Here is a 10769-nt window from a genome sequence, read left to right on the forward strand (position 1 = left end):
GATGGCGACGACGATTCTGGTGACGGGTGCCACGGGCACCATTGGTTCGCAGGTGGTTTCCGCGCTCAAGGGGCGCAACGACGTGACGGTGCGCGCGGCGGTGCGCAGCGCGGCCAAGGCCGAGTCCCTCAAGGGCGGCAACGTGACGCCCGTCGACTTCGAGTACAACAAGCCCGAGCTCCTCCAGAAGGCCGTGGCGGGCGTGGACAAGCTCTTCCTCGTGACGCCCTTCGCGCAGGACCAGGTGGACCTGGGCGCCCGGCTCATCGACGCCGCCAAGGTCGCGGGCGTGAAGCACATCGTGAAGCTGTCGGCCCTGGGCTGTGACATGGAGCCCGGCATCCAGCTCGGCCGGTGGCACCGCACCATCGAGCGCTACATCCTGGGCTCGGGGCTGAAGTACACCTTCCTGCGGCCCAACAACTTCATGGAGAACTTCATCGGCTACTACCCGCCGGGCAAGGACGGCAACATCTACCTGCCCTGGGGCCAGGGGGCGTGCAGCTTCATCGCGGGCTCGGATATCGCCGCGGTGGCCGCCGCCGCGCTCACCTCGAGCGGCCACGAGAACAAGGCCTATGAGCTGACCGGCCCCGAGGCCTTCACCATCGGCCAGGCCGCCGCCGCGATCGGCGAGGTGTCCGGCCGCAAGGTGAACTACGTGGACGTGCCCGAGGCCGCCGCGCACAAGGCCATGAGCGACATGGGCATGCCCGGCTGGATGGTGGACGCGATGATGGAGCTGCACGGCATCGACAAGGCGGGCTACGCCGGCCAGGTGACGGACACGGTGCAGAAGGTGACCGGCCGCGCGCCGGTGAGCTTCGCCCAGTTCGCCAGGCAGCACGCCGCCGCCTGGAAGTGAGTCACCTGCCGCGTTGAGGAGCCAGGGCTCCTCCGGAGGCGCCACCGCGCGTGGCCCGTTTCCGGAGGAGCCTTCTTCATTTCGACGGCTTCGCCGCGGGGGGATTGCGCGTCAGCTGCTTGAGGGTCCGGCCGTTCTCCGAGTCCTCCACCAGCGTGGCCAGCCGTTTGAGCCGCGTCTCTTCCTTCTTCGCGCTCATCACCCAGTGGATGGCCGTGCGCTGGTACCAGGGCGCCTGCGCCTGGAAGAAGGCCCACGCCTTCTTGTTCGCCTTCAGCGTCTTCTCGTATTCGGCCGAGAGCGTGGGCGGCGCGTCCTTCTGCTCGTACGCGTAGATGACGGACCTCGCTCCCGAGCGGGCATCGAAGGCCTTCAGGCCCGCGGGCTTCATCAATCCCTGCTCGGTGAGCTCCTGCACGCGTTTGATATTGACGGCGCTCCAGATGCTGCTGGCCTTCCGAGGCGTGAAGCGGATGGTGTAGCTGACGTCATCGACGCGCTTGCGCACGCCGTCGATCCATCCAAAGCAGAGGGCCTGGTCCACCGACTCGGGCCACGTGATGCTGGGGTGGCCCGAGTCCTTTTTATAGAACCCGACCAGCAGCTCCGATTGTTTGGCGTGATGCTTCTCGAGCCAGGAGCGCCATTCAGCGGGGGTCGCGAAGAAGGTGGGTTTCATTCTGATGGGCAGTGTACCCACCGCCACAATGGCCATGCACGCGGAGCGCGAGGCGGTTAGAAGGGGCGCTCACTTCGCAGTCCGACCCCGGAGGAATCCCGCCATGGCTCCTGTCGCCATCCAGCCGCTCTACACCGCCACCGCCACCTCGCACGGAGGCCGCAACGGCCGCGTCCGCACCGACAACGGGACGATCGACATGGCGCTCACCATGCCCAAGGCCCTGGGCGGTCCGGAGACCGCGGGCTCCACCAACCCCGAGCAGCTCTTCGCCGCGGGCTATTCGGCGTGCTTCGAGGGTGCGCTGCGCCTGGTGGCCGGGAAGATGAAGAAGCAGATCAAGGACGCCCACATCACGGCCAAGGCGACCATCGGGAAGACCGAGGCGGGCGGCTTTGGCCTGGCGGTGGCGCTCCATGGCAAGCTCGAGGGCGTGTCGCAGGCCGAGGCCGATGAGCTGATGCACGCCGCGCACAAGGTGTGCCCGTACTCGCTGGCCACCCAGGGCAACATCGAGGTGAAGCTCTCGGCCGAGGCGGTCTGACGCTCACTTCCAGGAGAAGTCACACTCCACGTCGAGGCCTCCGGCGTCGTGCCCGGCGACCTGGATGTCCCGGGCCCGCACCGCCTCGAGCACCTGCTGCACCATGCCCTCGTGGAACGGAGGGGGCACGGAGCTGACCGTCGCACGGAGCCGCCCCTGTTGCGGCCCCGTCCATTGCACCGTGCCGCGTCCATGACTCATCGCCACGGTGAAGGCCCCGGGCAGGCTGTTGATCAACGTCTTGGGCCGCCCCTGGGCCAGCAGCAGCAGCGCCTTGCCAGCCACGGACTCCAGGAAGTCGGTGCTGGCCCGCCGCCCCAGTTGCCGCAGCGCGGTCTCCGCGCCGCCATACCGCGTGGCGAGCGAGGGCAGCGCGGTGCTGAGGATGGGGAACATGAGGTGGACCGGGTAGCTGAAGAAGTCCACGAAGTGCTCCTGTCCACTCGCCTCCACGCAGCGCTTCACCAGCGCTTCGTCCCCCAGCGTGCGCAGGTTCTCCAGCACGCCCTTGAAGAAGAAGCCACGCATGGTGTGCTCCGGCTTCACGAGGTTATTGCGCCGCTCCAGGTCCTGAAGCCAGAACTCCAGGGGCTGCTCGATACCAGCCATGAGGCCTCTTCCCGCTGGGAATCGCGTGCTCAGGCCGCTCCGTCGAGGACGCGCAGGGCGGGGCGGGGTTCGGTGGCGGAAGGCAGCAGCTCCATCCGGAGCGCGGAGCGGTCGAGCTCGGACAGCCGGGGCCGGCCAATGAGCGCGAGCGTCCGGTCGATCTCCTTGGAGAGGATGTCCAGGGAGAGCTCCACGCCGGCCTGTCCATTCGCGGCCAGCCCGTAGAGGAAGGGCCGGCCAATCATGCAGGCCCGCGCGCCCAGGGCGATGGCCTTCACCACGTCGGAGCCGCGGCGGATGCCACCGTCGAGGATGACCTCGGCGCGGCCCTGCACCGCGTCGACGACCTCCGGCAGCACGTCGATGGCCCCGGGCAGGAAGTCGAGCTGCCGGCCGCCATGGTTGGACACGATGATGGCCTCGACGCCGTGCTCCACCGCCAGGCGCGCGTCCTCGGCGCACGAAATCCCCTTGAGCACCACCGGCCCCGGCCAGATGGAGCGCAGCCAGTCCAGGTCCTTCCAGGAGATGGACGGGTCGAACTGCCTGTTGGTGAAGCCCGCCACGGAGACGGCGTCCTTCTTCGCGAGGGCCCCGGTGTCGATGAAGTTGCCGAAGGTGGCGCGGGGGCTCGACGACATGCGCAGCACCCAGCCGAGGTGCCGGAAGACGTCCAGGACGTTGGTGAGCGTGATGCGGGGCGGCACGGAGAAGCCGTTGCGCCGGTCGAGCTCGCGGTTGCCCATCTCCGGCACGTCCACGGTGAGGCAGAGCGCGGTGTAGCCGGCGGCCCGGGCCCGCTCGACGAGCGAGCGCGTGACGCCCCGGTCCTTCCACACGTAGAGCTGGAACCAGAGGGGCGGGGGCGCCGCGGCGGCCACCTCCTCGATGGTGCAGATGGACATGGTGCTCAGCGTGAAGAGGCTGCCCCGGCTGGCGGCGGCCTTCGCGGCGAGCACCTCACCCCAGGGCGCCAGCAGCCCCGCGAGCCCCGTGGGCCCGAGGATGAGGGGCGTGGACAGCTTCTGGCCGAGCACCGTGGTGGACTGATCTCTCGTGCTCACGTCGACGAGCGAGCGCGCGCGGAAGAGGTAGCGCTCGAAGCCGCGCCGGTTGGCGTTGAGGGTGAACCCGTCCTCGGCGCCGCTCTCCACGTACTCGAAGACGGCCTTGGGGAGCCGGCGGCGGGCGCGCTGTCGAAGGTCCTCGATGTTGATGAGCATGAAGGGCGGCTCCCGGAGAGTCGGCGCGGGGGATGGCGTCCGCGTCGCGCGGGAGGATACCAGCGGAACCCGGTGGACCGGAAAACCCCGGGGGTGGGGAGGGCGGCCGGGCAGGCTCACGTCCCTCCGGGGTAGGTTCCGCCCCGGTCCGCCTCCCGGGAGACCCGCTTCGCCATGAACGGCCGTAAGGACAGCCTGTGGTTCATGCCGCGCTGTACCTGGCGAGCCGCTCGGTGTGGCCGTGCGCGCTCTTCCATCTGAGCTGGAACGTCTTCAACCCCATGCTGCTCGGCGACGTGTACGCGGGGCGCCCCGGCCTCTTTTCACCCGAGGACTCACGAATGCAGTCTCCCTGAGCCTGCCCCGATTCCGTGGCTCTCCCGCGGTTTGTGTGAAGCCTGGGCGCATTGCGCACCAGTGCAGGGGCAGGCCCGCGTGAGCGAAGCAGGCGCGCGGAGTCGCCAGGCGGCGCTGTAGCCGCCAAAACGCCCTCTCCCCTGTGTCATGCGTGGGCTGTGATTCGCCTCGCTCTTTCCGTGTGGGTCCCGTCACAGTCATCGCGCGGCGGGTGCGTCATGTTGCGTACATCGAAGCCGGCGAAAGGCTGGCTCCGATTGAGCAGGCAGCGATGTCTGCCCAGTACATACGAACCCAAGGAGAATCTCGTGAGCATGAAGAATCTGTTTGTGATTTCGGCCCTTACTTTCGCCACGGTGGCGCCGTTCGCGGCCTCGGCCAATGACATCAATGCTGGCAGTGCGGCTGTCTTCGCCAGCGGCCGGTACCGGGTGGAGAACCAGTGGGGCGGGAACAATGCGCCCTGGCACCCGGGCGGCATCTGGGTCATCGGTGCGCGCTCCAACCAGGCCGTGGTGGCTGTCAAGGCTACCTCTGCCGACCAGGGCAAGACCCTGACCGGCACCATGACCTACGCGGGCGAGGGCCCCATCGGCTTCAAGGCCACCGCCACGGGCAACAGCTCCTACAACGTGGAGAACCAGTGGGGCGGGGACAAGGCGCCCTGGCACCCGGGTGGCACCTGGGTCATCGGGGGGCGCAACAACCAGGCCGTGGTGGCGCTCGATGTCTCCTCGCCGGACAAGGGTAATACCCTGGCTGGCACCATGACCTACACGGGCGAGGGCCCCATCGGCTTCAAGGCCAACCTGGGGAAGTAATCGCTGGTCGGGAGTGACCTCTCTCCACCTCACCCATCCCTCCGCGCAGGCTGGCGGAGGGGTGTTTTCTCGGAGGTTTCCCCGGCCCATCACCTCACCCGAAGCTGGCGACCTCGGTGAGGGTGGCGCGGGTGGCGCGCATCGTCGAGCCGAACCGTGCGACGCCATCCGCGCGCAGCCGCTTCACCGTCTCGCCGTTGAGGTAGCGCTCCACCGCCTCGGGGCTGGTGAGCTCGTACTGCGCCACGTAGCGCGCCCATCCGTCCTGCGCCCGCGCGCTGTCCTTCCACAGGCGGCAGCGCTGGAAGCCAGGCTCGCGGAGCAACTCGGGGATGTGCAATTCCCGCATCCACGCGAGCCACGCGCTCTCCACCTCGGGCGCGACCTCGAGCGAGACGACGTAGAGGGCGGGCGTCACTTCTGCGCCCCCAACCAGAGGCCCCACCGCACCAGCCGCGTGCTGCCCTCGGGCTCGCGCTTGCCACCGGAGAGCACGCGCTCGGTGCCCTCGGAGAGCGTCTGGAAGCGCGCCTCGTAGGGCAGCCCCGAGAGGCTCTGTGCCCACGGCTCGGTGGCGTAGGTCTCCGAGGTGACGCGCTGGGCGCCCTCCGCGGTCTCGGTGCGCTGCACGGTGACGGAGGGCACGCTCTTCTCCTCCGCGGTGAAGGTGCCCCGGGTGCCGGAGGCCGCGGACGCGGGAGGCCACTCCCCGGACGCCAGCGCCTCCCCGGGCAGGCCCATCAGAAGCTCCTCGAGCGGCACCGGCTCGGCCTGCGAGAAGTCCGAGCAGGGCGCGGCGTTGGTGTCGATGGGGCCCTCGGTGCGCAGGAAGAAGCCGCGCTCGGCGCCGAAGCACACGCGCTGCACGCTGGGCGAGGGGCCCACCTCCACGCGCCGGTCATAGTACGCGCCCGGGCCCAGCGGCCGGTCCAGCGCGGGCACTGGAGCGTTGGTGCTGCCCGAGCCCTCGCGGAACTCGCGCAGCGTCAGCTTGGTGCCGCCCGTGGCGCCGAAGCCCGAGGCCTCGGTGCTCGCCTCGAGCAGGCCGTGGGTGAGGTAGAGCGGGCCGGGCTCGTTGGCGTACACGAGCGTCTGCAGCGGGCCGTCCGCCGGCCGGTTGTCCTCGACGTAGCGCGTCGCCTCCCAGGTGCGGCCCGCGCTGGAGGGGCGCTCGGAGGTGGCCTGGCCCGAGTGGGGCACGTCGAGCGGGCGCGTCGTATCCGCGCGCACCGGAATCAACTGGTCCTGCGCGAGCCGCGTCTGCGCCAGGGGCCTGCCGGACGCGTCGGTGAAGGACAGGCGCAGCCACACCCAGGGCTGCTGCACGGCCACGACCTCGAGCGTCACCAGACCTTCGAGAGAGCGCGCGGTGCTGGTGCCGCCCCTCGGTCCGGGGCCCTGGTTCACCGAGAAGGCGTAGGTGACGCGGTCTCCCACGCGGGCGCGCTGCCACGCATTCGCGGCCTGCACCGGAGTGGGCTGCTGGGCCTGCGTGTCGGAAGGGGCGGGGCCGCTCGACTTCGTGCTCTCGCAGCCCGGGAGGAGGGACAGGGCCGCGCCCAGCAGTACGGCGATGGGAAGGGTGGAGTGGCGCATTTGCATGGGAGACTTGATACATCAACGGTTCTGTCACTCCCATCTTTCGCCGGAGCCGCGTGCATGCCCCCGTCCCTGCCCATCCGCCGCGTCGTTCTCTACAAACACGGAGTCGGCTACTTCGAGCGGCGTGGCCGGGTGACGGGGAGCGATACGCTCCACTTCGACTTCAAGGCTCGGGACATGAATGACGTCCTGAAGTCGATGACGGTGTTGGATTTGTCGGGCGGCTCGGTGTCGGCGGTGAGCTACGACTCCACCAAGCCGCTGGAGCAGTTGCTGGAGGAGGCCACCATCCGCATCCCCGACTCGGGGAGCCTCACGGCGCTGCTGGGTCAAATCAAGGGCGCGCGGGTGCGTGTGCGGGTGGGCCGGGAGCAGCAGGTGGAGGGCGTCATCGTGGGGCTCGAGTCCCTGCCGGTGGCGCAGGGCGAGACGGCGGTGCACCGGCCCTTCCTCACGCTGCTGGTGGGCGCGTCGCTGCGCACCTTCGACCTGCTGGACGTGGCGGAGCTGACCTTCCTGGACGACACCGTGCGCAAGGACCTCGAGTTCTATCTGGCCACGGTGCTCTCCTCGTACAAGAAGGACACCAAGCGGCTCTCCGTGCTCACCGCGGGCGAGGGCGAGCGGGAGCTGTTCGTCTCGTACGTGCTGGAAGCGCCGGTGTGGAAGACGAGCTACCGCATCCTCCTGGACGAGGAGCAGAAGCCGCTGTTGCAGGGCTGGGCGGTGGTGGACAACACGGGGGACGAGGACTGGGAGGACGTGGACCTGGCGCTCATCGCCGGGCTGCCGGTGTCCTTCGTGCACGACCTCTACAACCCGCGCTACATGAAGCGGCCGGTGGTGGAGGTGCGCACGGAAGCGGCCGCCGCGCCCGTCATCCCCGAGGAGGGCTTCGCGGCGGAAGAGGAGGTGGCCGAGGAACCGATGATGGATATGGCGAGGATCGCGCCCGCCGCCTCCGCGCCCGCGCCGATGATGAAGACCTTCGGGGCCGCGAGGGGAGGCGGCGGACCGGGGGGCATGCGCGAGGCCAGGGAGCGCAGCGCGGGCGTGAAGACGCTGACGAAGGAGGTGGGGGACCTCTTCGAGTACCGGGTGGACCATCCGGTGACGGTGCACCGCAACCAGAGCGCGCTGGTGCCCATCCTCCACCGTCCCTTCGAGGGGCGGCGGGTGCTGCTCTACAACCGCGCCACGCGCGAGAAGAACCCCATGGCGTGCATCGAGCTGAAGAACACCACGGGGCTCACGCTGGAAGGCGGGCCGGTGACGGTGACGGAGGCGGACACGTACGTGGGCGAGGCGATGCTCGACACGATGAAGCCGGACGACAAGCGCTTCGTGCCGTTCGCGGTGGAGCTCGGGTGCGTGGTGTCGGTGGATGACCGGACGGACGAGGGCCCGGTGCGCAAGGCGGTGGTGAACCGCGGCGTGCTCACGGTCGAGTTCTACAATTTCCGGCGCACCCACTACACGGTGCGCAACAAGGCGAAGCGCGCGCAGACGCTGTACCTGGAGCACCCGCGCACGGGCTGGCAGCTCGAGGACGGGCAGGAGCCCGACGAGACGACGGACAACTTCTGGCGCTTCAAGCGGGAGCTCGCCGCCGGCGCGAGCGAGGATTTCTCCGTCACCGAGTACTCGGGCGGCTACCGCACGTACTACCTGTCCGACACCGGGCTGGACGAGGTGAGCTTCTTCCTGAGCTCGCGCTTCATCGACGAGCGCGTGGCCCAGGGCCTCCGCGAGGTCATCGCCGTGCGCGAGCGGGTGTCGCGGCTCGACGAGGACGAGCGGCGGCTCGAGCAGGAGCGCGAGAAGCTCTTCAAGGACCAGGAGCGCATCCGGGCCAACATCGAGACCCTCAAGAGCGGTGCCTCGCAGCGCGAGCTGGCCGAGCGCTTCGTGACGAAGCTCAACGAGCAGGAGGACCGGCTGGAGGCCATTGCCCGCGAGCTGGAGCGGGTGGTGCGCGAGAAGCGCGAGGCCCAGGACGAGGTCAACCGCAAGCTCCAGGCGCTCTCCTTCACCGCGGACCTGGGCACGCCCCCCGCTCCCAAGGGCAGGGGGTGAGCCCGTCACCGCGCGCTACGGAGCCCGGTACACCTCGGCGCCCGCCACCACCGTGAGCCTCACCTGGGCGCCGAGCAGCTCCTTCGCCGGCGCCTCCACCGGGTCCACCGAGAGCACCACGAAGTCCGCGTCCATGCCGGGCTTGAGCCGCCCGCGCTCGTTCTCCGCGAAGGCCGCGTAGGCCGCGCCCACCGTGAAGCCCTCCAGCGCCTCCTCGCCGCTCAGCCGCTGCGCGGGGTACCAGCCGCTCGCGGGCTGGCCCTCGGCGTCCTGCCGCGTGCGCGCCGCGTAGAGTCCCAGCAGCACGTCCGGCCGCTCCACCGGGAAGTCACTGCCGAACGCCAGCGTCGCCCCCGCCTCCTTCAGCTTCCTCCATGCGTACGCGCCCTGGATGCGCTCGGGGCCCACGCGCTTCTCCGCCCACGGCATGTCGCTCGTCGCGTGCGTGGGCTGCATGCTCGCCACGAAGCCGCTCCGCCCCAGCTTCTGGATGTCCTCCAGCCTCATCACCTGCGCGTGCTCCACCCGGTGCCGCAGGTTGCCCGCCCCCGTCGCCTCGGACTCGCGCAGCAGCGTCTCCAGCACCAGCGTGTTCGCCCGGTCTCCAATCGCATGCGTGGCCACCTGGAAGCCGCGCGACATGAAGGCCTTCACCCGCGCCTCGTACTCCTCGGGCGAGAGCAGCAGCAGCCCGCGGTGCCCCGGCTCGTCGCTGTACGGCGCGTGCAGCGCCGCGCCCCGGCTCCCCAGCGCCCCGTCCATCAGCAGCTTCACCGAGCGCATCGTCAGCATCCGGCCCTGGTACGGGCCCTCGCGCAGGTACGTCTCGCGCTCGGCGCCCTGGCCGTCCGCCATCGCGTAGACGCGCAGCGGCAGCCTGCCCTCATTGTCCCAGCGCTGCAGCAGCCGGTAGGTGCGCAGGTCCATGCCCGCGTCGTGCACCCCCGTCAGCCCCACCTCCGCGCAACGCGCGAGCGCCGCCGAGAGCTGCGCCTCCACCTGCGCGTCCGTGGCCGGCGGCACCACCGCGAGCACCAGGTCCATCGCGTTGTCCACCAGCACGCCCGTGGGCTCTCCGTCCGCACCGCGCAGGATGCGGCCTCCCGCCGGGTCCGGCGTGTCCTTCGAAATCTTCGCGCGCCGCAGCGCCTCGCCATTCACCCACAGCGCATGGCCGTCCACGCGCTCGAGCAACACGGGCGTCTTCGGCTGCTGCGCGTCCAGCTCCGCGCGGCCGGGGAAGCTCTTCTCCGGCCAGTCGTTCTGATCCCACCCCCGGCCGATCAGCCAGTCCCCCTGCCACGCCGTGGCGGGCGCGGTGGCCACGCGCGCGAGCACCTCGTCCCGCGAGGCCGTGCCCTCCAGCCGCACCCCGGCCAGGCTGTGGCCGAGGCCCGACAGGTGCCCGTGCGCATCCGTGAGCCCGGGCACCACCGTCACCTCTCCCAGCTCCACCACCCGCGCGCCCTCTCCCGCCGCGGCGAGCACCTCGGCACGGGTGCCCACCGCCAGCACCTTCCCCGCGCGCACGGAGAGCGCTTCGGCGATCGGCCGCTCCGCATCGAGCGTCCGCACGCGCCGCGCGACATACACGGTGGTGGAGGAAGAGGAATTGGCCTGCCGCGCTTCCGGCGAATGCCGGGCACAACCGGCCGCGCACGCGACGAGCAACACCGCGCCAAGGAGGGACTTCATTCCGTGCATCGCTCACCTTTCGAACTGCCCCGGAGGACGGGGTCGGTGGCGCTGCACTCTGGCGCACTCGCGCGCGGGTGGGAACCGCGTGGGAGGGACTAGCGCTTCACGGGCTCGGCCAGCCCCTTGCGGATGGCGTCGTCCAGCTCCAGGAGGGCCAGATGGTGGGCGATCTTTCCCTGCTTGCGTCCCAGCGTTCCCAGCTTCTCGCCCAGCTCCCCCATCTTCGCGCCGAACTCGCCCTGCTTGCCGCCGAGCTCGCCCTGCTTGCCGCCGAGCTCACCCATCTGCTCGCCGA

Annotated in this window: 10 protein-coding genes and 2 pseudogenes; 5 read left to right on the forward strand and 7 right to left on the reverse strand. The window is 70.1% G+C overall.

Annotation, left to right across the window (positions count from 1 at the left end):
- Position 1 precedes the first annotated feature (1 nt).
- Positions 2-865, forward strand: coding sequence for an SDR family oxidoreductase (locus ACJ8AN_RS00610; protein ID WP_407753208.1), 864 nt, complete (start codon positions 2-4; stop codon positions 863-865).
- Between the two features lie 76 nt (positions 866-941).
- On the opposite strand, the gene ACJ8AN_RS00615 is transcribed toward ACJ8AN_RS00610, so the two are convergent.
- Positions 942-1544 carry a YdeI/OmpD-associated family protein gene (locus ACJ8AN_RS00615; protein ID WP_407753209.1) on the reverse strand — a complete coding sequence of 201 codons (603 nt, stop codon included), beginning with the start codon at positions 1542-1544 and terminating at the stop codon, positions 942-944.
- Between the two features lie 103 nt (positions 1545-1647).
- On the opposite strand from ACJ8AN_RS00615, the gene ACJ8AN_RS00620 reads away from it, so the two are divergent.
- On the forward strand, positions 1648-2088 hold the full coding sequence (locus ACJ8AN_RS00620) for an organic hydroperoxide resistance protein (protein ID WP_407753210.1): 441 nt from the start codon (positions 1648-1650) through the stop codon (positions 2086-2088).
- Positions 2089-2091: 3 nt separating this feature from the next.
- Here the strand turns inward: ACJ8AN_RS00620 and ACJ8AN_RS00625 are convergent, their stop codons facing one another.
- Both ACJ8AN_RS00625 and ACJ8AN_RS00630 read right to left on the reverse strand, forming a co-directional pair.
- Positions 2092-2697 (reverse strand): TIGR02265 family protein, encoded by a 606-nt coding sequence (locus ACJ8AN_RS00625; RefSeq protein ID WP_407753211.1) that lies wholly within the window; start codon positions 2695-2697, stop codon positions 2092-2094.
- A 29-nt stretch (positions 2698-2726) separates the two neighbouring features.
- Positions 2727-3920 (reverse strand): alpha-hydroxy acid oxidase, encoded by a 1194-nt coding sequence (locus ACJ8AN_RS00630; protein ID WP_407753212.1) that lies wholly within the window; start codon positions 3918-3920, stop codon positions 2727-2729.
- 197 nt (positions 3921-4117) lie between these two features.
- Between ACJ8AN_RS00630 and ACJ8AN_RS00635 the strand changes: the two genes are divergently transcribed.
- Both ACJ8AN_RS00635 and ACJ8AN_RS00640 read left to right on the forward strand, forming a co-directional pair.
- Positions 4118-4276, forward strand: coding sequence for a hypothetical protein (locus ACJ8AN_RS00635; protein ID WP_407753213.1), 159 nt, complete (start codon positions 4118-4120; stop codon positions 4274-4276).
- Positions 4277-4702: 426 nt separating this feature from the next.
- Positions 4703-5098, forward strand: a pseudogene (locus ACJ8AN_RS00640) (lectin ESA-2); the annotation flags it as partial.
- A 94-nt stretch (positions 5099-5192) separates the two neighbouring features.
- Here the strand turns inward: ACJ8AN_RS00640 and ACJ8AN_RS00645 are convergent.
- Positions 5193-5516 (reverse strand): DUF4286 family protein, encoded by a 324-nt coding sequence (locus ACJ8AN_RS00645; RefSeq protein ID WP_407753214.1) that lies wholly within the window; start codon positions 5514-5516, stop codon positions 5193-5195.
- Complete coding sequence (locus ACJ8AN_RS00650; protein WP_407753215.1) at positions 5513-6700, reverse strand: DUF6068 family protein; 1188 nt, start codon at positions 6698-6700, stop codon at positions 5513-5515. Before ACJ8AN_RS00650 ends, ACJ8AN_RS00645 begins: the two co-directional genes overlap by 4 nt.
- 57 nt (positions 6701-6757) lie before the next feature.
- Between ACJ8AN_RS00650 and ACJ8AN_RS00655 the strand changes: the two genes are divergently transcribed.
- Entirely contained in the window at positions 6758-8776 is a 2019-nt protein-coding gene (locus ACJ8AN_RS00655) for a hypothetical protein (protein WP_407753216.1), read from the forward strand.
- Between the two features lie 15 nt (positions 8777-8791).
- Here ACJ8AN_RS00655 and ACJ8AN_RS00660 read toward each other — a convergent pair whose 3' ends face one another.
- Positions 8792-10480 (reverse strand): amidohydrolase, encoded by a 1689-nt coding sequence (locus ACJ8AN_RS00660; RefSeq protein WP_407753217.1) that lies wholly within the window; start codon positions 10478-10480, stop codon positions 8792-8794.
- 89 nt (positions 10481-10569) lie between these two features.
- Positions 10570-10769, reverse strand: a pseudogene (locus ACJ8AN_RS00665) (biotin transporter BioY); the annotation flags it as partial.

This window comes from Archangium sp., assembly GCF_045802675.1.
Taxonomy (GTDB): Bacteria; Myxococcota; Myxococcia; order Myxococcales; family Myxococcaceae; genus Archangium.

What these genes read in the sequence shown, in the direction of transcription:
- ACJ8AN_RS00630 (WP_407753212.1), bottom strand. Translation starts at nt 3,920, where the DNA reads ATGCTCATCAACATCGAGGACCTTCGACAGCGCGCCCGCCGCCGGCTC.
- ACJ8AN_RS00655 (WP_407753216.1), top strand. Translation starts at nt 6,758, where the DNA reads ATGCCCCCGTCCCTGCCCATCCGCCGCGTCGTTCTCTACAAACACGGA.
- ACJ8AN_RS00615 (WP_407753209.1), bottom strand. Translation starts at nt 1,544, where the DNA reads ATGAAACCCACCTTCTTCGCGACCCCCGCTGAATGGCGCTCCTGGCTC.
- ACJ8AN_RS00620 (WP_407753210.1), top strand. Translation starts at nt 1,648, where the DNA reads ATGGCTCCTGTCGCCATCCAGCCGCTCTACACCGCCACCGCCACCTCG.
- ACJ8AN_RS00660 (WP_407753217.1), bottom strand. Translation starts at nt 10,480, where the DNA reads ATGCACGGAATGAAGTCCCTCCTTGGCGCGGTGTTGCTCGTCGCGTGC.
- ACJ8AN_RS00650 (WP_407753215.1), bottom strand. Translation starts at nt 6,700, where the DNA reads ATGCAAATGCGCCACTCCACCCTTCCCATCGCCGTACTGCTGGGCGCG.
- ACJ8AN_RS00610 (WP_407753208.1), top strand. Translation starts at nt 2, where the DNA reads ATGGCGACGACGATTCTGGTGACGGGTGCCACGGGCACCATTGGTTCG.
- ACJ8AN_RS00625 (WP_407753211.1), bottom strand. Translation starts at nt 2,697, where the DNA reads ATGGCTGGTATCGAGCAGCCCCTGGAGTTCTGGCTTCAGGACCTGGAG.